This window comes from Enterococcus sp. AZ196 (assembly GCF_050498845.1).
GTDB classification, from domain to species: domain Bacteria; phylum Bacillota; class Bacilli; order Lactobacillales; family Enterococcaceae; genus Enterococcus_A; species Enterococcus_A murrayae.
Window position 1 is genome coordinate 685,895 of sequence record NZ_JBIPAM010000001.1, and the last position, 22,222, is coordinate 708,116.

At 41.4% G+C, this 22,222-nt stretch carries 22 protein-coding genes, 1 other RNA gene and 1 pseudogene; 7 read left to right on the forward strand and 17 right to left on the reverse strand.

Annotated features, from left to right (window positions below; all coding sequences use genetic code 11):
• Positions 1–108: 108 nt before the first annotated feature.
• The gene (locus IGI67_RS03275; protein WP_429956740.1) at positions 109–1,782 is read right to left on the reverse strand and encodes a formate--tetrahydrofolate ligase; all 1,674 of its coding nucleotides are present in this window, start codon (positions 1,780–1,782) and stop codon (positions 109–111) included.
• A 174-nt stretch (positions 1,783–1,956) separates the two neighbouring features.
• Here IGI67_RS03275 and IGI67_RS03280 point away from each other — a divergent pair, with 174 nt between their 5' ends.
• Positions 1,957–2,166 (forward strand): cold shock domain-containing protein, encoded by a 210-nt coding sequence (locus IGI67_RS03280; RefSeq protein WP_429956741.1) that lies wholly within the window; start codon positions 1,957–1,959, stop codon positions 2,164–2,166.
• Positions 2,167–2,270: 104 nt separating this feature from the next.
• Here the strand turns inward: IGI67_RS03280 and IGI67_RS03285 are convergent, their stop codons facing one another.
• Complete coding sequence (locus IGI67_RS03285; RefSeq protein ID WP_429956742.1) at positions 2,271–2,702, reverse strand: EbsA family protein; 432 nt, start codon at positions 2,700–2,702, stop codon at positions 2,271–2,273.
• 33 nt (positions 2,703–2,735) lie between these two features.
• Between IGI67_RS03285 and IGI67_RS03290 the strand changes: the two genes are divergently transcribed.
• Positions 2,736–3,122, forward strand: a complete 387-nt coding sequence (locus IGI67_RS03290) for a ribonuclease HI family protein (protein WP_429956743.1) — start codon at positions 2,736–2,738, stop codon at positions 3,120–3,122.
• On the opposite strand, the gene cls is transcribed toward IGI67_RS03290, so the two are convergent.
• From cls to IGI67_RS03305, 3 genes are all read right to left on the reverse strand, one after another.
• Positions 3,117–4,577, reverse strand: a complete 1,461-nt coding sequence (cls, locus tag IGI67_RS03295) for a cardiolipin synthase (protein WP_429956744.1) — start codon at positions 4,575–4,577, stop codon at positions 3,117–3,119. The genes IGI67_RS03290 and cls overlap by 6 nt on opposite strands.
• Before the next feature lie 146 nt (positions 4,578–4,723).
• Positions 4,724–7,357, reverse strand: coding sequence for an alanine--tRNA ligase (gene alaS / locus IGI67_RS03300; protein ID WP_429956745.1), 2,634 nt, complete (start codon positions 7,355–7,357; stop codon positions 4,724–4,726).
• Between the two features lie 267 nt (positions 7,358–7,624).
• On the reverse strand, positions 7,625–8,677 hold the full coding sequence (locus IGI67_RS03305; RefSeq protein WP_207106496.1) for a DUF7278 family profilin-like fold-containing protein: 1,053 nt from the start codon (positions 8,675–8,677) through the stop codon (positions 7,625–7,627).
• Between the two features lie 70 nt (positions 8,678–8,747).
• Between IGI67_RS03305 and IGI67_RS03310 the strand changes: the two genes are divergently transcribed.
• Positions 8,748–9,074 carry a GNAT family N-acetyltransferase gene (locus tag IGI67_RS03310; protein ID WP_429956746.1) on the forward strand — a complete coding sequence of 109 codons (327 nt, stop codon included), beginning with the start codon at positions 8,748–8,750 and terminating at the stop codon, positions 9,072–9,074.
• 80 nt (positions 9,075–9,154) lie between these two features.
• Here IGI67_RS03310 and IGI67_RS03315 read toward each other — a convergent pair whose 3' ends face one another.
• Together IGI67_RS03315 and IGI67_RS03320 are read right to left on the reverse strand one after the other, a co-directional pair.
• Positions 9,155–10,036 (reverse strand): IS3 family transposase, encoded by an 882-nt coding sequence (locus tag IGI67_RS03315; protein ID WP_429956747.1) that lies wholly within the window; start codon positions 10,034–10,036, stop codon positions 9,155–9,157.
• A gap of 17 nt (positions 10,037–10,053) precedes the next feature.
• Positions 10,054–10,737 carry a transposase gene (locus IGI67_RS03320; RefSeq protein WP_429956748.1) on the reverse strand — a complete coding sequence of 228 codons (684 nt, stop codon included), beginning with the start codon at positions 10,735–10,737 and terminating at the stop codon, positions 10,054–10,056.
• A gap of 77 nt (positions 10,738–10,814) precedes the next feature.
• On the opposite strand from IGI67_RS03320, the gene IGI67_RS03325 reads away from it, so the two are divergent.
• Positions 10,815–10,940 (forward strand): GNAT family N-acetyltransferase, encoded by a 126-nt coding sequence (locus tag IGI67_RS03325; RefSeq protein ID WP_429958604.1) that lies wholly within the window; start codon positions 10,815–10,817, stop codon positions 10,938–10,940.
• A 20-nt stretch (positions 10,941–10,960) separates the two neighbouring features.
• On the opposite strand, the gene IGI67_RS03330 is transcribed toward IGI67_RS03325, so the two are convergent.
• Complete coding sequence (locus IGI67_RS03330; protein ID WP_207106498.1) at positions 10,961–12,310, reverse strand: DEAD/DEAH box helicase; 1,350 nt, start codon at positions 12,308–12,310, stop codon at positions 10,961–10,963.
• Position 12,311: 1 nt separating this feature from the next.
• A pseudogene (locus tag IGI67_RS03335) lies at positions 12,312–13,459 on the reverse strand (VanZ family protein).
• Between the two features lie 111 nt (positions 13,460–13,570).
• Here IGI67_RS03335 and IGI67_RS03340 point away from each other — a divergent pair.
• Entirely contained in the window at positions 13,571–13,885 is a 315-nt protein-coding gene (locus IGI67_RS03340; RefSeq protein WP_207106500.1) for a hypothetical protein, read from the forward strand.
• A gap of 12 nt (positions 13,886–13,897) precedes the next feature.
• On the opposite strand, the gene IGI67_RS03345 is transcribed toward IGI67_RS03340, so the two are convergent.
• The 6 genes from IGI67_RS03345 to IGI67_RS03370 form a co-directional block, all read right to left on the reverse strand.
• Entirely contained in the window at positions 13,898–14,245 is a 348-nt protein-coding gene (locus IGI67_RS03345) for a hypothetical protein (protein WP_429956749.1), read from the reverse strand.
• 112 nt (positions 14,246–14,357) lie between these two features.
• The gene (locus IGI67_RS03350) at positions 14,358–15,005 is read right to left on the reverse strand and encodes an HD domain-containing protein (RefSeq protein ID WP_429956750.1); all 648 of its coding nucleotides are present in this window, start codon (positions 15,003–15,005) and stop codon (positions 14,358–14,360) included.
• Positions 14,995–16,158 (reverse strand): THUMP domain-containing class I SAM-dependent RNA methyltransferase, encoded by a 1,164-nt coding sequence (locus IGI67_RS03355; protein WP_429956751.1) that lies wholly within the window; start codon positions 16,156–16,158, stop codon positions 14,995–14,997. The genes IGI67_RS03350 and IGI67_RS03355 overlap by 11 nt, the downstream gene beginning before the upstream one ends.
• A 188-nt stretch (positions 16,159–16,346) precedes the next feature.
• Positions 16,347–16,719: RNase P RNA component class B (rnpB, locus tag IGI67_RS03360), an RNA gene on the reverse strand.
• Positions 16,720–16,733: 14 nt separating this feature from the next.
• A complete protein-coding gene (gene gpsB / locus IGI67_RS03365; protein WP_207106504.1) occupies positions 16,734–17,135 on the reverse strand; it encodes a cell division regulator GpsB in 402 nt (133 codons plus the stop codon).
• Between the two features lie 68 nt (positions 17,136–17,203).
• A complete protein-coding gene (locus IGI67_RS03370) occupies positions 17,204–17,761 on the reverse strand; it encodes a DUF1273 domain-containing protein (protein ID WP_207106505.1) in 558 nt (185 codons plus the stop codon).
• Positions 17,762–17,841: 80 nt separating this feature from the next.
• On the opposite strand from IGI67_RS03370, the gene recU reads away from it, so the two are divergent.
• Both recU and IGI67_RS03380 read left to right on the forward strand, forming a co-directional pair.
• On the forward strand, positions 17,842–18,447 hold the full coding sequence (gene recU / locus IGI67_RS03375; RefSeq protein ID WP_429956752.1) for a Holliday junction resolvase RecU: 606 nt from the start codon (positions 17,842–17,844) through the stop codon (positions 18,445–18,447).
• Positions 18,448–18,451: 4 nt separating this feature from the next.
• On the forward strand, positions 18,452–20,752 hold the full coding sequence (locus IGI67_RS03380) for a PBP1A family penicillin-binding protein (RefSeq protein ID WP_207106507.1): 2,301 nt from the start codon (positions 18,452–18,454) through the stop codon (positions 20,750–20,752).
• Between the two features lie 17 nt (positions 20,753–20,769).
• On the opposite strand, the gene nth is transcribed toward IGI67_RS03380, so the two are convergent.
• Entirely contained in the window at positions 20,770–21,423 is a 654-nt protein-coding gene (nth, locus tag IGI67_RS03385; protein ID WP_429956753.1) for an endonuclease III, read from the reverse strand.
• Entirely contained in the window at positions 21,416–22,126 is a 711-nt protein-coding gene (locus IGI67_RS03390) for a DnaD domain protein (protein WP_429956754.1), read from the reverse strand. The genes nth and IGI67_RS03390 overlap by 8 nt, the downstream gene beginning before the upstream one ends.
• Positions 22,127–22,222: the final 96 nt, after the last annotated feature.

Below are 22,222 nucleotides of genomic sequence, written 5' to 3' on the forward strand. Positions count from 1 at the left end.
TATAAATATTTCTGTATATTTTCGATAAAATATGCAGAAATCGGCTTAGAATATTCAAAAAAAAGAGGAAACACTCGATTGAAGGAGTGTTTCCTCTTTTTGCGCATTTTAGAATAAACCGATCGCGTTGCCCTTTTCGTCGACATTCATGTTTAAAGCTGCCGGCTTTTTAGGCAAGCCCGGCATAGTCATTACGTCACCTGTCAGTGCCACGACAAACCCAGCTCCGATTTTTGGTACAAATTCTCGAATCGTTACATCAAAATCAATCGGTGCCCCTAGTTTACTTGGATCATCTGATAAGGAGTACTGGGTTTTCGCCATACAAACAGGCAGGCGGTCCCAACCGTATTTCTTAAAGCTAGCTAGCTGCTGCTGTGCCTTTTTACTATATATGACTTCATTGCCGCCATAAATTTCACGGACAATCGTTTCAACCTTCTCCGTTAGATCGTCATGGTCGCGATTGAAGATCGAATGGAAACTCGCTTCTTCGTCTGCGATCGTCTCAACCAGCGTTTTTGCCAAGTCGATTCCACCGTCTGGTCCTTTTTCCCAAACGCTGGCCAATTCAACCTTTACATCTTCTTGCTGGCAAAGCTCTTTCAACAAGGTAATTTCTTTTTCCGTATCGCTGATAAATTCATTGATAGCGACAACGACTGGCAATCCATACTTACGCATATTTCGAATATGTTTTGCCAAATTACTAAAGCCTTCCTTTAAAGCATCAAGATTTTCAGCGCTCAAATCAGTCTTCGCAACACCGCCATGCATCTTCAACGCGCGAATCGTTGCAACGATCACGACTGCATCTGGTGCTTTTCCTAGACTTGGTACTTTGATATCTAGGAACTTTTCACCGCCAAGATCAGCTCCGAAGCCCGCCTCAGTCACTACGTAATCGCCGCAATGCAAAGCAGCTCGCGTAGCTAAAATACTGTTGCAGCCGTGAGCGATGTTCGCAAACGGTCCACCGTGAACAAAGGCCGGTGTTTGATAAATCGTTTGAACCAGATTCGGCTTAATCGCATCCTTAAGAACAAGCGCTAATGCTCCCTCTACTCTCAAATCACCAACCGTTACCGGCTCGCGATCAAAGGTATAGGCTACAACGATATTCGACAGACGGCGTTTTAAGTCCTCGATGTCTGTCGCCAGACACAAGATTGCCATAATTTCACTAGCGACTGTAATATCAAAGCCGTCTTCACGTGGGACGCCATTGATTGGCCCGCCCAATCCAACGGTAATGTGACGAAGCTCGCGGTCGTTCAAATCCACCACTCGTTTCCAGATAACTCGACGAGCATCGATCTTCAGCTCGTTTCCTTGATGAAGATGATTATCCAGCAGAGCCGATAGCGCATTATTCGCTGTTGTGATCGCATGCATATCTCCAGTAAAATGCAGATTGATGTCCTCCATCGGTAACACTTGTGCGAATCCGCCGCCAGTTGCGCCGCCTTTAATGCCCATCACTGGTCCTAATGAAGGCTCACGCAAAGCGATCACTGTCTTCTTGCCGATTTTATTTAAGGCGTCGCCTAAACCAATCGTTACGGTTGATTTTCCTTCGCCTGCCGGAGTTGGATTGATAGACGTTACCAGAATCAATTTTCCTTCTGGATTCTTTTTCATTTTTTCTAAAGCATCAAATTCGATCTTTGCTTTATATTTCCCATGTAATTCCAGATCGTCAAAAGTTAAGTTGATTTTTTCTGCAACTTCTGTAATTGGTGCTAAAGTCGCCGCTTGAGATATTTCGATATCAGTTTTCATAAAAACTCCCTTTCCCGAACGTTATTCAGAAAAACACACTTTTTTATTCGTTCCTACCTATTATAACGAATTATCTTGAGAAAAACACCACTTAGATTCGGTAATCTTATTGATTCGCAATTTTTGTTTCCTTCACGTATAATAAAACCAGCAATTGCAAAGGGGTGTTGCGTGATGAATAGTGGCATTGTTAAATGGTTTGATGAGAAAAAAGGGTATGGCTTTATTACCTATGAAGAAAATCAAGAGGTTTTTGTACATTTCACCGCTATTGAGAATGATGGATTCAAAACTTTAGATCCTGGTGACGAGGTTGAGTTTGTAATTGTTGAAGGTGCCCGCGGCATGCAGGCAGCTCATGTGAAAAAGCTGGCTGCCAGCTAGAAAAACGTAAAAATAGTTTAGCTTATCGTTAGGCATACGATCCAGCTAAAGCTTTCTTCCTTGGTGAATCCGCTGAGGTGTTGGACTCGTAAAAAACGAAAAGATCAGTCACGGCTGATCTTTTCGTTTTCTTTGATTTCAATTTCAGGATAAAAGGCAGCAAAATCTTTTACAAAGGTTTCTTTTCTTTTTCGCCGCATAGCAAAATGAAAGGTTGCTCCGCTTAGCCCTTTTCGCTGGATAATAACCCCATCTTTGCAAAGGGCCAAATAGTCAATATGCTCGCGAAGAAGCGTCTCACGTCTCGAAAGTCGAGCGTAACGCACCTTTATTCCTGCGTCCTCCAAAATAAGATACCGATGAAGGCCAACGACAGCAAACACGATCGATATTCCGATAATGAGATTCCCTTGAAAATACGGATGCGTTTTTTCCAAGGTCAAAATTAAGCCATAAAAAAGGACAATAAAAGTCAGTGACCAGTAAATAATACTGATCGATAACTCTGGCTGCCAAAAATAGCGTTTTTTCTTCATTCGTATACTCCTACTCTAAAAAGGATGGTCATTATGTTAAAAGTTTATACTGATGCCGCAACAAACCTGGAAAAAAGCGGCGGCGGCATCTTAATTATTTCTGAAGAGCAGCAGCAGCTTTCAATTCCAATAGCAGAAAACAACAATCATCAAGCAGAGCTGGCTGTGATTCTCTATGCTCTGCGCTATTTGATCGATCATAAGCTAAATGATCACACTGTTTTGCTTTATTCCGATAGTAAAACCGCAATAAAAATTTTAGACCAAGGCCAAACAAAAAACAAGCTCTTCCAGCCATATTTATCAGAGTTTAATGAATTAGCTCCGCAGTTTCCGCTTTTAGTGCTGCAATGGATTCCAGAAGCTAAAAATAAAGGAGCGGACAATCTTGCCCGCCAAGGTTTGCGAAAAAATTTATAATACTGGTGATAACAAGCGAGAAAAACGCTGTTTGAAGTTCAACCAGTGTGATTGATTCGCGATCATTTCATCAGTTAATTCAATACATTCCTTCATGTCATCTTCAAAAATCTTACGGAATACTTGTGCGATCTCCGGGTCATAGATGAAGCTGCTGACTTCGAAGTTCAGCTCGTAGCTGCGAATATCCTGATTGGTCGAACCAAAGGTAGCCAGCTCATCATCCACCACGATCGTTTTAGAATGAATAAAGCCGTCGGCATAGTGATAAATTTTTACTCCGCGTTGATGCAAATAATTAGCGTAATATTGCGTTGCCCGATAAATGAATGGATGATCAGGCATATTCGGGATCATAATTCGAACATCGATTCCGGAGCGTACTGCAATCAGGATAGCTGAGATCATCGTTTCATCTGGCACAAGATAAGGGCTTTGAATCCAAACGCTCTTTTCCGCAGCTAAGATCAAACGGACAAAGCCATCCTTGATGATTTGTTCACTGGAGTCTGGTCCGTCTGCCACGATTTGCATCGCGACACCTTTTTCAATTTCTTTCTGCGGCAAAACAAAGTATTCTGGCAAATAGCTCATGCGATCTGCTTTATTGGCTACTGAAGCATTCCAGTCGCGAATAAAAATCTCCTGCAGAGTAAAGCTCGCAGTCCCTTCGATCCGACCGTGAGTATCACGCCATCGGCCGAAACGCTTCGATTCGCCAAGGTATTGATCCCCAACATTGAAGCCGCCAGTCCAGCTGATCTGCCCATCGATTACTACGATTTTACGGTGCAAGTGATAATTCAAGCGGGTTTTCGCCAAAATATTTTTCGATGTAATAAAAGGAGTAACCTTTCCGCCACTTTTGATCAGCGTTTCAAAAAACCTTTTGTTTGTTTTAGGCGAGCCCCATGGATCATAGATCATTTTAACTTCTACATTCTGGGCAGCCTTTTCTTCTAAAATCCGCATAAAACGATTCCCGATGCGATCATTAAAAAACGCATAGTATTCTACATGAATCGTGCTTTGCGCATTCCTGAGATCCTCAAACAAACGCTCAAATTTATCCGTTCCATCTAAGAAAAACGTCAAATCATTGCGAACTGCTACTGGTGATTCATCTAAGTTCTGGAAGTACTTCACCAAGGATTTTGCAGCTGGGTACAGTTGATCCGGCTCATTATGCTCAACATGGCGGTTGTCCTCTTGGATGATTTCATTGATCTCTTTCACTCGCTGCTCATCCTCTTGTTCAAACCGATACATAGTTTCGCCATCGATCCCTCGACCGCAGAAAGCATAGATCAAAAATCCGATCACAGGTAAAAAAATCAGGGTCAATAACCAGGCCCAGATCGTTGTAATATTCCGCGGCTTACGAAAAACAGTAATAATCGCACCTGCGGCATTGACAATAAAAATTAAAAAAATAATTTGTTCAACAATTCCCAAATGGTCCCCTCTTTTCAAAAAAATAAATTCTCTCATTTGAATTATACCGAATTCGCCCTCGTAATAAAAGAAACACGCTGATGAATAGTTGTTTTCTCATAAAAAGACAGCACCTTATAGATGCTGTCTGCCAAACTTATCTTACATTATGCTAACCAGTTAACAGCTTCTGTTAATGCATCGGTTAACCCGGCTGGATTCTTTCCGCCAGCTTGCGCCATGTCGGGACGACCGCCGCCGCCGCCGCCAACTTTTGGTGCAATCGCTTTGATCAGATCGCCCGCCTTCAAGCCTTTTTCATTTGCTGCTGGGCTCATTGCTGCAAGCAGATTTACTTTCTCTCCCTGTACCGTTCCAAGGACTAAAACGTCAGACAAAGCCTTTTGCTTCCATTGATCCGCTAACTGACGCAGCTGATTCATGTCTTTTACATTAACCTGTGCAGTAATCACTGTCGTACCGTTGACCTCTTTCACCTCTTTGAAGACATCGCCCGCCTGTTGATTGGCCAATTTTGTTGCCAATTGCTCATTTTCCTTTTGCAGTTCCCGCAATTGCTGCTGCAGCTGCTCTGTTTTGCTAACCACTTCTTTGATTTGCGGAGATTTCACAATTTGGGCCACTTGCATCAATTGCTCTTCTTCCTCGCGGAATGCTTCATAGGCCTCTTTCCCTGTTAAAGCTTCGATGCGACGAACCCCGGCACCGATACCTGATTCAGAAACGATCTTGAATAAGCCGATATCTTCAGTGTTGATCACATGTGTTCCGCCGCATAGTTCGATCGACCAGTCGCCAATGTTTACGACACGAACATCATGGCCGTATTTTTCGCCGAATAACGCCATCGCACCCATATTTTTCGCGGTATCGATATCTGTTTCGATTGTTACGACTGGAATTGCCTCCCAGATTTTTTGATTGACGATTTTTTCCATGTCCTTCAGCTCATTCGCGGTTACTTGCCCAAAGTGTGTGAAGTCAAATCGTAAATGCGTATCTGTGACTAATGACCCTGCTTGATTTGCATGATCCCCCAGAACTTCCTTCAATGCTTTGTGCAAGACGTGTGTTGCAGTATGGTTCTTGATTACCTTATTACGGAATGCCGCATTTACTTGTAGGAAATAGCTTTCTCCTTCTTTTAACGAAGCGAGAACCTCCACAGTATGAAGAGCCTGTCCATTCGGTGCTTTTTGCACATCGGTTACATTGGCAATAATCTTGCCCTCGTGATCAACAAGGACTCCCTTGTCTGCGATCTGTCCACCCATTTCAGCGTAAAAAGGTGTTTCAGCAAAAATCAATCGAGCCTCGCCGTCATTCACAGCAGAGACCATCACATTGTCTTGTAAGATGACAAGTAATTCACTTTCGGCTTCTAACTGATCATAGCCGACGAATTGGCTTTCGACCTTGATATCACCTAGTAATGCTGTTTGTACACCCATAGATTTTTCTGTCGTACGTGCTGCACGTGCCCGTTCCTTTTGAGCCTGCATCTCTACTTCAAAGCCCTCGTGATCCACCTTCAAGCCTTCATCCTCAGCAACTTCTTCAGTCAGTTCCACTGGGAATCCAAATGTATCATAAAGCTTGAAAATCACTTTACCATCTAAAGTAGTTTCATTTTTGGCTTTTAATTCTGCTAATACACCATTCAGCATCGTCAAGCCGTCATTGATCGTCTCATGGAAACGTTCTTCTTCTGTGCGGACAACTTTTTCGATAAATGCTTCTTGCTGCTTCACTTCGGGATAATAGCTCACCATGATTTCACCGACAACGGGGACAAGCTTGTATAGGAAAGCTTCGTCGATTCCTAATTTCTTGCCGTGCATAACGGCACGACGTAATAAACGACGCAATACATATCCGCGACCTTCATTGGAAGGAAGTGCACCATCACCGATTGCGAACGCTAACGAACGAATATGGTCAGCGATCACCTTGAACGAAATATCCAGCTGCTTATCAGAACCATATGTTTTTCCGCTCAATTCTTCAACCTTACCGATGATCGGCAAGAACAGGTCTGTCTCAAAGTTGGTAGGAGCATCCTGTATGATTGAAACCATCCGTTCCAGTCCCATGCCCGTATCAATGTTTTGATGAGGCAGTGGTTCATACGTATCTTGCGGCGTATGATTGAACTCGGAGAACACTAAGTTCCAGATTTCCAGATAGCGTTCATTTTCGCCACCAGGATAGTTTTCAGGATCATCTTCCGCCAAATCGTTAAACGATTCTCCCCGGTCATAAAAGATTTCTGAATCAGGACCGCTCGGACCAGCACCAAGGTCCCAGAAGTTATCTTCAATTTCAACTACATGATCAGCCGGAATGCCGACTTCTTCTAACCAGATGCGTTTTGCTTCCTTGTCTTCTGGATACACAGTTACATATAATTTATCTGGATCAAAGCCGATCCAATCCGGTGATGTCAAGAATTCCCATGCCCATTCGATCGCCTCCACTTTGAAATAGTCGCCGATCGAGAAATTCCCCAGCATTTCGAACATCGTATGATGGCGAGCTGTCTTCCCAACATTTTCAATATCATTCGTACGGATTGATTTTTGCGCATTAGCGATCCTCGGATTTTCAGGTACAACACTCCCATCAAAATATTTTTTCATCGTTGCTACACCTGAGTTGATCCATAGCAATGTTGGATCGTTAACCGGCACCAAAGATGCACTTGGTTCAATCATATGGTTCTTCGTTTTAAAGAAATCTAAAAACATTTGGCGCACTTCAGCGCTTGATAATTTTTTCATCTGTTCTCCTCTTTTCTCAAAAAAATAAAAAACTACCACTGCAGTCAAGGACGAAAACTCGCGGTACCACCTTGATTGCAATGATAGTTTGATCATTACCTCTTCAGCTCGCTAACGCTGAGCAGCGTTGATTTTTCAATCAAAATTATCGGGAGCAATTTATTCTTCGCAACGTGCAGCTTTCAACAATCGTGCACTTTCTGTAGAAGCGTAAGGAATAAACCATATCCTTTTAAGAGTATAGAAAAAAGTCTGTCAAAAGTCAAACTAGATCTTGATTAAAATCGCCTTGCGGTATAGATACTCGCTAGGTGATAAGACCTCTTCATGGAGCATCGCAGTAGTATTGCTGAAATAACTTGATAACGGTAGAAAATCAACGATTGGAATTCCTACGTGATTTTTCTTATTCGTCAATTTGAGAACACCTGGATCTTCGGTAATTTCGAAGCGTTCCATCGATGTATCAAAAAATAAGCCAAACATATTCGCCTGCTCCATCATTTTACGCACCTTTTTTCCGCGATAGGGATCGGCAACGTTTAGATCATTCCCCCATCGGAACAATCGGCGACTGCCTGCGCCATTCACGTATTCCCACTGATCTTCAGTCAATAGATCAAAATTTTTCTTCCGAATTTTTTTCCGCAGGCTGGTATAGGTATGCTTTTCGTGACTAAAAACATGATAACTGTCCGAATGAGGAACCATCTCGATATACCAGCGATCCTCCTTCAGGACATTTTTTGGAAATGACCAAGTCATGCTTTCTTCCGGTGTTAGATTAGGCGATAACACCTCTTTGATTTCTTCTTCATAAGTTGAAAATTGATCGGCTTCGCCTGAAAAGCTGCCTGTCACAGAGTCATAAATTCCTAAATAATTCGTTCCAGCTGGTAACGCATAACGTTGGACGAACATCGGCGGAATTTTGACTTTCCGCAAGCTGGTCGTTTTATCATTGATCAATTCCCCCAGTGAATCCACGTCAAAAAAGTTATATTGTCCGCGCAAATCCTGAGGAATCGTAATTTCTTGAGAGTTTGGTGCTGTTTCTAATAAAGATAGGCCCTTTGTACCTAAATTCCAGCCTAAAATCGCATCTTTGTTTCCAGGAATAAAAACAAATTCCTCTTCATCGATTAGCAACTGAAAGGTCTGACACTTAATGCCGTATAAATCAAAATCCTTCAATTCAATATCTGAGATTTTCATCAATGGATTTACAAAATGAAGCAACAACTGGCTTAATAATGTACGCTTCTCCTTAGGATTCAGTCGCTTCCAATAGGACCAGTCTAATTGATCTAATAAATTCATAAATCTTTCTGCCTCCTCCAACACTCATATGCTAGAATTATACCATTATCATAAAGAAATGAGGAAAAAGATGAAGGAATATTTTGGCGCTTCGCCAGAACTGCAGGCTGCCGCCTTTTATTTGCGCTATCAAGTTTTTGTTTTAGAACAAAATATTTCACCGGGATTGGAGTTTGATCAGCTGGATACACCAGAGCGGCAATATCTCGTTTTCTTTGATGAAGAGCTGCCTGTTGCGACAGTCCGTTATCAAAAGCTGGATCAGCAGACGTTAAATCCTGATCGCTTGTGTGTGGATTCTGACTATCGCGATCAAGGTCTAGGAACTAAGCTGCTGGATCAAATCGAGAGACGAGCAATCCGCGAAGTGGTGGGCACCCCGTCAATAGGACAATGAAATATTTAAAGAGTTTATGAGCTGCTTTTCGGTTAGCGAAAGGCAGCTTTTTTCTATTTGAAGAAGCGTCTAAACAATCATTAAGCTGCTTCGTAGTATTGGTTGTGGTATTCCATCGGTGTTAAGATGTGTAGTTTTCGTTGATAGCGACCATTGTTATAGTAGTCGATATAAGAATCGATCATTGTCATCAATTCGTCGCGACTGATAAATTTTCTGCCGTAATACTGTTCGCGTTTGAGAATCCCCCAAAAGCCTTCCATTGGTCCGTTATCAATACATTTTCCTACTCGAGACATGCTTTGCGTCATTTCTGCTTTAACGATTTTCTTGTAAAAATTCACATGGGTATATTGAAAGCCGCGATCACTATGAAAGAGCGGATGAGCGTCTGGTTCAAGGGCAACTGCTTGATCGAAGGTATCAAAAACAAGGTTCAAGTCATTCGTATCCCGAATCACGTAAGAGACGATACGACGATCATACAAATCTAAAATGGCGCTTAGATAAAGTTTCTTCACTTCAGGTCCCACATAATATTTGAACTCCGTGACATCGGTCAGCCATTTTTGATTCGGCGCTTCAGCAGTAAACTTCCGATCTAGGATATTCTCGGCAACATGATAGGGTTGGTTCGCACGTTTCGTGATACTGTTGGCTGAATGTTTAATCGTTGACTGAATGCCTTCGTGTCGGCAGATCCGCAAGACGCGTTTGTCATTTACATGGATATCATGTTCTCGATTCAGTGTATTATTTATACTGCGATAGCCTTTTTCTGGATGGTCGTCATGAATCGTTCGGATTACTTTGGCTAATTCCATATTTTCCACTGTTCGTTCGCTATACGGATGTTTGATCCAACGAAGATAAGCAGAACGGGTAACCTGTAAAAGTTTACACATTGGGAGAATGGCATAGCCTTTTTCCTCGTGAAGCTCTTTGATTGCTTCGTAAGACACGATTTTTCGGACTTGTCCTAGTGATCCCTCCTTTCTAATTCCCTGACTTTTTTTAATAAATCAATCTCCATCTGTTGGTCCTTTACTTGTTCTTCCAGTTGGGCGATTTTGATCTGCGCTTCTTCTTCAGGCGTTCGGCTAACTTGCTTGGCTTTGCGTCGCCCTCGCCGATCTTCTAAACCAGCTTTGCCTTTTTCTTCATATCGTTTGACCCATTGGTATAAATTGGCATAGTTCACTTGGTACTTAACAGCTGTCCCGCTATAATCATACTCATTGGCAATACAATAGAGGACCATTTCGATTCGTTCATCTAGACTGAATTTTTTTGTTTGTCTCACTTTACTTCCACCACTTTCTGATTTGAAGTCTCCATGAGTATTATATATCCTAATCCAGTCTCGAAGTTGCCTTTCACTTCTTAAACCATATTTTTGAGCAACTTGATCAAGGCCTCTGTTACCATCTAAGTAATCCCGAACAGCTGTCAATTTTAGATCTTTAGAATAATGCTTATTTTTCTTGGTAGCGAGCAATCCAGTTGGTCCTTCATTTTCATAGAGAATACACCACCTGCGAATCGTTCTAATGCTTACTTGAGCTTTCTGAGCAGCTTGGCTTCTACTAATCTCTCCATTTAAACACTGTTCAACAATAGCCACTCGTTCTACTGGAGTCCCTGACATCTTTCTTTTTCCCATACTAAAAACCCCTAACTAAGATTTAATTGTTTCTTTGTCCTAGTTAGGGGTAGCATATCAAAGGCTGCCGCTTTTCAATTCTTTCAGCCGAGCTTAGTGCGCAATCATTCTACGAAAGACGAGGGTATCAAGTGATTTCAGCTGTTTTCGAAGAAGACGGTATCCCCTGTGTCAAAATGCAAAAAGAACTTGTATCCGATTAATTGGATACAAGTTCTTTTCTTTAAGAATTTGAGCGTTTTTTATTTTTTCGAACGGTCCGTTCATCTTGACGTCGTGCTTGACGACGTTTCTGCTTATTCGACTCTGAAATTGCCCGATCGATTTTTTTCTTGTAGCCTGGTTTGATTTTCTTCTTAGATTTCTTCACTAAACCAATTAATGTCGGGTCTAGCTCATCCTTTGATTTTTCACGTTTTTTTCGGCGATTACGGTCATACGTATCAACGATCTCACCGTTTTTGATTTCCTTCGGTTGGAATGTCACACCGATTTTTTCGATCAAGCTGATATCATTTTCATCACTCGGTCCATACAGTGTAATGGCTGTTCCTGATAACCCATTACGCCCTGTTCTGCCGACACGATGAATAAAGAAGTCTAAGTCTTGCGGAACTTCGGCATTGATGACGTGAGAGACACCTTCGATATCGATACCGCGGGCAGCTAGATCTGTTGCGACTACATATTGATATTCTAGGTTTTGAACCTGACGCATGACGCGCTTTCGTTCACGCGGGGAAATATCACCATGGATCTTCGCAACTTTTAGACCTTGAGATTTCAAATAATCGCTGATTTGATCAACATGCTGCTTCGTATTGGCAAAAACGATCGCTAAATATGGATGTCCGATCGTCAGCAATTGATAGATCAATCGATTTTTATCCTGGCCCTTTGTCGAGATCAGCCAATTTTCAATCGTATCAGAAATCACCGCTTTTGATCGGATTTCTTCGATCACCGGATTTTCCATATATTTTAATAAGAAAGGACGTAGTTTTTCTGGGATTGTTGCAGAAAAGACCAGCATCTGCAAATGCTTTGGTAAACGACCGGCGATTTGATCGACTTCGGTCAGGAAGCCCATATCTAAGGTCATGTCCGCTTCATCAACAACGAAATAGTTTGCTGTATGAACTTTCAAAGCTTGTTCATTCATCATGTCTAGGATTCGACCGGGTGTTCCGATAGCGACATGGGGCTGGTGTGCTCCCAGTTTATCAATTTGACGCTGCTTATCCGTTCCGCCGACAAAATTCGTTACACGAATTTCAGCAGGCGCAAACTGTGCGATTTGAATCGCTGCTTGATAAATCTGAGTTGCCAACTCACGACTAGGTGCTGTAATGACGATCTGTACCTCATCCTTTGCGGCATCAATATTGTTCATTAAAGGGAGTAAGAATGTGTGGGTTTTCCCCGATCCGGTTTGTGATTGTCCGACCACATTTTTCCCTTTTTTGATTAAGGGGATTAATTTTTCTTGAACCGCAGTCGGCTCAGTAAAACCCTTATCCTTGATAGCATCAAGAATAAATGGCTGGAGATTGAATGATTCAAAAGTTCGCATGTTATACCTCTTTCTTTAACGTACTAATCGTATACGTTCGACTCGCTTTATCATGGAATAGGCGGTTTTTTCTTCTTATGAGAGCATACAATAAGTTGAATAGAAATAAAAGTAAAATTCCTAAACTCATAAAACCGAATGTGACATAAGCAATAAAAATCGAGTGATTATTGGTTGGCAAATGGGACATCGTAAAAGTAAAAATCTGCAGCAATCCGTTAAGCAGTAAATAAAATGCACTGTAGCGTTTAACGAGACTCCACAATCGAATACGTGCTCTGTTTTTCTCTACAACCTTGATACGAACGATTTTTTTCCCAAAGGTCTGACCGTTCCACACATACATAAGGAGCATAAAATAAAGCACGACCTCCAAGGTGAAACTGATGGTGGGACACTTAAAAATTCTCGAATACTTGCAGGAAATACCTGGCTGAAAAAACTTAGCAGAGTACTGAAAAAACCGATAGCCAACCAATCGATGATCATGGCCACGAAACGCCTCAACAATGAAACCTGTTGCCCCTTAATTAATGACTCTGAATCAAGCTCGCTTCTCGTTGGCAGGAAGAAGGTAAATAAAGGCGCGCAGGCAAAGCCTACAATACTGCCCAGTGTGTTGTGCAGTAAATCATTCACATCAAACAATCGGTAGGGCCGCGGATAAATGAAATACAGACCGCTTAATTGTGTCAGCTCAAAGAATAAAGATAAGCAAAAGCCTGCCACAATCGTTTTAGCTAGTGTAAATTTGAAATAATAGCGGCAATATAGTCCAAATGGAAATAGTAGAAAAATATTGAAAACAGGCTCAAGAAAGACACTCTGCTTCATTGCAGCTAAATATGTACTGGGATTATTCAGCTGCAAGACAGTTTGATTCGCGAAGTTCTGCCATGATTGAAACAAATGAAGCTCGTATCGCGGACCAGTCATTTGTGACACCGTGGTTATACTGGGCAAAGGCAAGATTACCAAGTAATACGCGCAGAGCAAGTAGAAAACAAAGGAATATAAAATGACACTTCTCAGCTTTCCTAATTGTCCATATTTACGGTAGTAATAGATTAAAAACGGTGCGGTAATAAGCAGCGCTAAAAACGGAAAAGTGATCATCGCCGCTTTGATTGGAAAAATATAGCTGTTCATAAAACTCCCTCATTGATAGAATCTGCTACTGACCATTCGAATCAGCAAGGCTTTTTTTAGTATTGTGGTAAAATAAAAACAAATCCATTTTTTTAAGGAGGTAAATCTCAGATGCTTAATCCGCTTTTTGCATTTGGCGTTCCCGCGGCTTTATTAGTCGCCTATATGATTTTCTATTTTGCGAAACGAATGAAAAATAGTGATTATCGACGTTTTGCTTTGACCTTGATTGCTGTTTTCCTAACAACTTTCAGTTATCAAGTCTATAACTATAGTCGAACAGTCATCTCGCTTACTTCAGCAGAAAGTTTTCAAAAAAACTTTGGCTACAGTCAAGGGCGTTTGATCGTTCCATTTGCTTTAGGAGCAATCCTTACAGTCATCAACGTCTACTATTTATTCCGGCAATTTAGAAAAAAAGAATAACAGGTCAACCTGTTATTCTTCCAAATCAAAGAATTTGATTTCTACATGATTCAATAATTTCAACGTGTTCAAGTCTAAATTGACCCACTCTTTTGAAGCAGGCTGATAATTATTCTCCTCAAACGATATTTCGATCTCATTCAATAGTTGTTCAGGCGTTCCAAAAAAGCTTTGATCTTTTTCAAGCAAAACACTGATCAATGCGGGATTTTCCACTAAGAAATAGTCCTCTTGATATTTATATAAAATTACCTGATAGGTTTTATATTTAAGTTTACAGCGAATAGCAAACAATCCTTCAGACAATCTTGGCATTTTGTCTAAAACTTCTTCGGGACTCAAGAATTCACGATGCAGCATTCAGAGTTCCTCCTAACCATAAGACATTATAGGAGAAAATCAGGTCCACTGGAAATAATATGTCTTGTCCCAAGGATTTTTTTATTTTTAACCGATCATTTTCCCTTCACTTTTATGATAAATTCCATTCAGAATAAAAAGTTTCTAAAAAGTCTTCCATAAATTCCACTCTGCGTTGGGCTTCCTTTTTTCCAGCTTCCGTATTCATCGTTGCTGGCAATTTGAAAAGCTTCTCATAAAAATGATTGATCACGGTACTTTTTTGACGATATTCCTGTTTGCTTTTAAAGTCCTGTGGTAAAATATTTGGATCGTATAAAGGGCTTTGCGTATGTCCGCCGTAATAAGCGGTCCGCAAAATCCCAATGGCACCCAAGGCATCAATCCGATCCGCATCCTGAACGATTTGCCCGGCTGGAGTCAACTCCACCTTCCCTTCTTCAATTTCCCTTGAAAAAGATATATTCTCAATAATATGAAAAACTTCCTTTGTGTTTTCCTTAGAAAAATCAAGTTCTTTTAAAAACTTTTTAAGGCTTTCTCTTTCAGCTTCAACATCTGCAACGACCTTATCATCAATCACATCATGAAGATAACTAGCTGCTTCTATGATTAATGTATCTGCGACGTGCTCTTGCCGGGCTAGTTTCACCGCTATTTTCGCCACCCGTTCCACATGGTAAAAATCATGTCCGCTGCGATCGCTGCTCAGCTTATCTTGCGCATAATTACGGATAGCTGCTATTTTACTATTCTGCATCTGTACGCGGCTTTCTCGGTGGTCGTTCACCCCAATATTGGAATAAATCTGTACGGATGGCTCCATTGTATAACTTTCTCTTCTTAGTTGCTTTAGCTCCATAAAACTCTTCAAAAGCCAAATCGCTCGTCAGGATATATTTGCTCCATGTTTTTAATGGACGGAAAACATCTCCCATCTCACGGTACAGTACCCGAACCTGTTCTTCTTCTCCTAACCGTTCTCCATAAGGCGGGTTCGCTACGATCACCCCATAATCCTTTTGAGTATTAAAATCCTTAACTGCCTGCTGCTTGAATTGAATTGAATCTCCTAAGCCGATTTCTTCTGCATTGGCACGAGCAATTTCGATCATACGACCATTGATATCAGAACCGGCGATATCCAACTCGATATCATAATCCGCTGCTTCATCGGCCGCGGTACGTACTTTATCAAAAGCAGCAGCGTCAAACCAATCCCATGCTTCACAAGCAAACTCGCGGTTAAAGCCCGGCGCGATGTTATGACCGATCAATGCAGCTTCGATACACAAAGTTCCTGAACCGCAAACCGGATCATAGAATGGCCGATCTTTGCGCCAGTTTGTCAACATGACTAATGCAGCAGCCATATTTTCCTTCAAAGGTGCCCCGCCCTTTTCCAAGCGATAACCTCGTTTGAATAGGCTTGGTCCGGTTGTATCTAGAGTCAAGACCACATGATCTTTCAGCAAAGCAACCTCAAGTTGAAATAATGCGCCAGTCTCAGGCAACGGTACTCGCGCTGGACGATGATAGACTTCACGCAGACGTTCAACTATCGCCTTTTTAGTAATGGATTGACAGTCAGGAACGCTATAAAGCTTTGATTTGATCGAACGTCCGGCCACAGGAAACTCAGCATCCAGCGGTAAAAAATCTTCCCAAGGGATCGCCTTGACCTTTTCAAATAGTTCATCAAAGGTAAACGCATCGAACTCATCAACAATGATTTTTATTCGATCTGCCGTACGCAGCCATAGATTTGCTGTAGCAATCGTTTCTAAATCCCCTTTGAACCGCGCACGGCCATTCTCGACCTGACAATCGATTCCTAATTCTCTTAGTTCTTTTCCTACTAATGCCTCAATACCAGCGGCTGCCGTTGCAATTAAATTATATTGTTTTTCCATAAGAACTCCTTTTTATTTCTTTTCCATAATAGTTGATTCTCTGTTAAACAGTAATTAACAATCGACGAGCAAGTTCGTTCATCCTGTTAAACAACAGAATCAGTGATCTATACTTGTTCGTAGAAAGCAGAACTGAAAAAAACCTTCACAACACAAAGTTGGAAGGCACACCCTGAATTGCTGCAATTTTCTGTAAGCCATGTTTTGTACGGCGATCAACTCAGGGAAGTGTGATCGTCGTGGTAATCATCTATCTCCGGCATAAATGCCGTCTCTTCCATCGTTCATTTCCTTAGAAAGAGCGCCCCTACCATCGTTTGGGTTGCTCGCTCGAGGGGTTTACCGCGTTCCACCATTTTGATTTCTCAAAATGCTTCGTCACTGTGGCACTTTCAAGAATACTCAGGCATAGATTACTCCTTAGCCCTTTTTTCTGCCGTTACTCCAAAAGAAGTACCTTAGCTTATGGTTTCGCTAAGCACGAACACTACAGACATCTCAGTCTGTGCGAGCATGGACTTTCCTCAGCCTGCGCAAAGCAGACCGCGATCACCCAAAAATTGCATCATTCAAATTTAAAATTGACGAGTTTTTTCGATATCACTCTCATCTTGAGTATAGCTTTGACCGAAGTCTGAAGAAGTTTGAGCAGATGCTTGCTGATCTAGTTTCTTGCCGAAAACTTCTCTTTCAAGATTTGATAAACGTTTCAAGATATCAAAGTTCGTAACAGCTGAACTCTTAGGCGCCGCTTCTTTCACACGTGAAGGTGCTGGCTGAGCTTTTGACAGTTGTTCGACTTTGGCTTTCAATCGATCGTTTTCTTCTCTCAATGTTAATAATTCTTTGTTATAAGCTTCATAATCTTTAATTACATTGTCCAAAAATTCATCGACTTCGATTGGATCGTAGCCACGCATTTTTGTTTTAAATTCTTGCTCCAAAATATCATTAGGAGTATAGATTACATTCGCCATTTTTCCACCTCATTAGCTCTAATCTTAATTTACTTTCCTATATATTCTAGCTGATATATCAAAGGAAATCAAACACTATCCCCAAAGTCTGAGGAATTTTCTAAATCATCCATAGTGATCGTAAGTAATTCATAAGAATTTCTTTCTTGATATTTTTCCACATCTGCTAAGAAAAATTTGCTTTTACCAGGATACTCAGTATCATAAACGATCAATGCTGCATCTGTATGCTGCAGCAAAAAATTTACATGATTTTTAAACTGTCCAGGATTCTGATAAGGCTGATGGCTGACAGAATCCACATAATCTGCGGTTTGGACCAGCTCACTCAAATATAATTGATTGTGTTCTTTCCAGTTACTTCCGAAACCTTCAAAGGGAAAAATAATGGCTAACTTTATCTCTGGATAGTCCTGTTTCAATTCATTGACTATTTGACCAGTCCAAATTTCCGTTCCAAGACTTCCGCTGATCATAACCCACTCCAATCCATTTTCGATCAGTGCAGTCAATTCTCTTTTTAAAACATTCTTAATGACTTTCACACGAGGATCTTTCTCGTTGAATATTCCCAGCTCATAGCTTTGATATCCGGTTACGTATAATCGCTGTATTGTTTCATTCATTGCATTTTCCTTACTTTCACTTAAAAATAAAATATCTTTCGAAAAAATTTGCTATAATAGCTAGCAGGAGTGTGATGAAAATGACCTTTCACTACCCTAATGGTCAGCTATTTTCACAAAAGAATCCACGAGAACGCTCATTAAAAAAAGAGACGACGTTTGCTAATCGCGGGATGCGCTTTGAAGAAGCAATCAATCAAAGCAACGAATACTACTTAACTCATGATAAGGCAGTTATCCATAAAAAGCCAACGCCGCTTCAGATTGTTAAAGTCGATTACCCCAAACGCAGCGCAGCAGTGATTAAGGAAGCGTATTTTAGACAACCTTCTACTACTGATTATAATGGGGTTTATCGTGGATACTATCTAGATTTTGAAGCAAAGGAAACAAAAAACAAAACTTCTTTCCCATTGAAAAATTTCCATCAGCATCAAATCACTCATATGCAGCAATGCTTGAGACAAGATGCGATTTGTTTTGTTTTACTGTGGTTTTCAAGCTTAAATCGTTGCTTTTTTCTTTCTGCCCAAGAACTGGTAAACTATTGGAATGAACAGGAAAATGGTAAAAAATCAATACCACTTGCATTAATCGAAACTGTTGGTATCGAGATCACACCGCAAATTGCGCCGAGAATCCCTTACTTGGCAGCGGTGGAACAATATCTTGAAAAAAGGAGTTAATCAAATGGCTAATCCCTCACGTTCGCAGAAAAAAATGCGAGCTTCCCAAGGAAAGAAACCTAAACCTGCACAAAAAAAGAAAGGAAATCGCCATATCGGGTTGAAAATAGCGATTGCAATTGTAGGCTTTCTTTGTGCAGTATTACTTACTGGTATAGGAATCTTTTTCTTCTATGTTAAAGATGCACCAGCCTTAAGCGAAAAGAAACTGGATGCGACTGTATCCTCTAAGCTCTATGACAGTGACGGAAATATCTTTGAAGATCTAGGAGCTGAGAAACGCGAAAAGGTCAGCGCTACTAAGATCCCTCAAGAATTAGATGACGCGATCGTCTCTGTGGAAGATCGTCGATTCTTTAAACACAATGGTGTAGATCCGGTTCGAATCATGGGTTCGCTGATCCACAATATTTCAAATAAGGGCGGTCTCCAAGGCGGAAGTACCTTAACGCAGCAGCTGGTTAAGCTATCTTTCTTCTCGACAAAGGCTTCTGATCAAACCTTGCGAAGAAAAGCGCAGGAAGCTTGGTTGGCAATTCAGCTTGAGAAGAAACATTCCAAACAAGAGATTTTAACCTACTATATTAACAAGGTATATATGGCAAATGGACTTTACGGCATGGAAACTGCCGCTGAAACTTACTATGGCAAAGAATTGCAGCACCTGACTATCGCGCAAACCGCGTTATTAGCTGGTATGCCGCAAGCGCCTAATTCCTACGACCCCTATAAGCATCCAGAAGCTGCAAAGGATCGCCGGGATACCGTGCTTTATACAATGTTGAACAATAAAAAAATTACTCAAGACGAGTATGATAAAGCGACAAATGAACCGATCGATCAAGGGCTGTTACCACTAGAAACGGATAACGAAGAAAGAAAAGTTGCTGATAATTACGTAAAAGAAGTAATTGCTCAGGTGGAAGAAAAAACGGGTAAAAATGTCTATACAGATGGATTGGACATCTACACGAATCTGGATACTGATGCCCAAAATCGACTTTATTCGATTGTAAATGGCGATGAATACGTCCAATACCCTGACGAAGAATTACAGATTGCCGCAACATTAGTTGACAGCAAAACAGGGAAAGTCACGGCACAAATCGGCGGTCGGAATATTGCTGATGATGTTTACTTAGGAATGAACCGTGCAGTAAACACCAATCGAGACTTTGGTTCCACTGTTAAACCAATCACTGATTACGGTCCAGCCTTTGAGTATTTGCAAAAATCAACCGCCGATCGAATTGATGATAAACCGTACTATTATGAGGGAACGAAAACAGAAGTTAAAAACTGGGACAACAGCTATCAGGGAAATATTTCCCTTCGCCAGGCTTTGTACGATTCACGGAACGTGCCTGCGGTGAAATTATTTAATGAAGTAGGACCTGAAAATGTATCGAAGTTCTTGAAGAAATTGAATATTCAATACAAAGATATTCTGCAAGCCAACGCTATTTCCAGTAATACAGAAACCCAAGACGGAACGAAATATGGTATTTCTACCGAGAAAATGGCTATCGCTTATGCGGCCTTTGCCAATGGCGGAACCTATAACGAGCCGCTTTACATTAACAAGATTAAATATCAAGACGGCTCTGAACAAACCTTTGAAAATAAAGGCAAGAAAGCCATGGAGCCCTATACCGCCTATATGATAACCGATATCTTAAAAGATGTGATTACAAAAGGAACGGGCTTCAAAGCGCAAATACCTAACCTGTTCCAAGCTGGTAAAACGGGGACCTCTAATTATACAACCGATGAATTGGCCAAAATCCCTCATTATGGGACAATTTCACCGGATGTAATGTTCACTGGCTTTACGCCTCATTTCTCATTGTCCATTTGGGCAGGCTATGATGACCGAATGAAGCCAATTACTAGTCAATCTGAATATATTGCTCAAGATGTTTATCGCGAAATGATGAGCTATGCTTCAGAAAATGTTTCAAACGAAGACTGGGTTATGCCAGATGATGTACTGAGAATCGGAAATGAGCTCTATGTTAAAGGGGCAACATCAGTTCCGATGCAACCAAGTTACTCTGTTCAAAGCTCGTATTACAACAACTACTTCAGTACAACTGGTTCAAGCAGTGGCCTAGGCTCAGAGACAAGTGTATCGGAATCATCGACTGTTGCTCCACCTGTCAGCAGTGAGGCTCCTTCATCGACTCCGACGCCATCGTCATCTGTTGAACCGCAGCCTTCTCAACCATCGTCAAGCGCCAGTCAACCAGACCCTGCGCCGACACCTGCACAGCAAAATATTCAATCTGCTGTAAATAATAATTAGAAAAAGCCGCTCGAAAATTATTTTCGAGCGGCTTTTAAACGATCTTTGCCATCTTGGCACATGTCTAACAATGGGCATATTTCACATTTAGGAGAACGCGCCGTACAGTGATAGCGACCAAAGAAAATTAAGGTGTGATGACTTTTGACCCACAACTCCTTGGGGATTTTACGCATCAAAGTGGCTTCGACCTCAGTTACAGAAGCATTCAATTTACAGATTCGCAAACGTTTAGTAACTCGCTCGACATGAGTATCGACGGCAATTGCCGGCTCTCCGAAGGCATCTCCTAGCACGACATTGGCGGTCTTGCGTCCAACGCCTGGCAGTTTGATTAGCTCCTCGCGGGAGTCTGGAACGATCCCGCCGTAATCGTCTAACAGCATTTGTGCACAAGCCTTGATATTTTTTGCTTTATTGCGATAGAGTCCAATCGTTTTGATCTTGGCGATGATATCATCCATAGGTGCCTGAGCCAATTCTTCTGGAGTCGGATAAGCTGAAAAAAGTGCAGGGGTAGCTTTATTCACTGAAACATCTGTAGCTTGGGCACTCAAAATCACTGCAATCAATAGCTGAAAAGGCGATTCTGAATGCAGCTCTCCCACCGCGTCTGGAAACATTTGGTACATTCGTGACATAGCTTCCATCGTTTTTTCTTTACTAAGCATCTGGATCTTTCCTCTCTAACCAATTATATAAAGAGACCTTCGGAAGTTCTTCAGAGTGATTTTGTTCATCTTTTTGCAATAGAATCTGCTTCCTGCGGCGTTGCTCCTCTTCTACCTGAGCCTTTGAACGGATGTTTTTCTTTTCCCAGCTTTGCAAGACAGTCTCGATATATTTAAAATTGTACGCTTGATTCAGCACAGCTTCTTGTAGCGCCAGTTCAATCAAAGCCGGTGAATATTGGTCATCGTTCAACCAGTAGCCAATTTTCTGATACTCGATTGGTGATAAGGGACGCCCAAACTCCTGCTCAAAAGATCGCAGCATCTTCTTTTGTGCCGCTAAATCATTCTTTTCTTCTGCTTCAAAGCGTTCTTGTTCCTTCAATATGTTCAATTTTTCGAAAGCGGGAAGCAAATTATAGCGGTCACTTTGTCTTCCGTTTTCGTCCGGAGTTGTTTCAAGAGTGACAAACTCTTTTTCAACTAAGGCATTCAGCACACTGTATATGTTTTCTGTTGTGCTCCCCATATTTTTAGCGATAGCTGCCAAATCAGGGAAGTCCTCTCCCCCTTGATGCGCTGCATAAAGCTGCAACCACAGCATAAATTCATTTGTATTCAAGCCAAGCTTTGTATAGTTTTGTAATAACAGATTTGAGATTGTAGTCTCTCCGCCAGTTAGATATTCTTTTAGTGAAATCATTTTGAATCCTCCGTTCCCATTTAGTTTACACTAAAAAAACAGGAAGTCCAATCCTGGAAAATGTTTAAAACAACACAAAAAAAGGAGGGGAGCCCC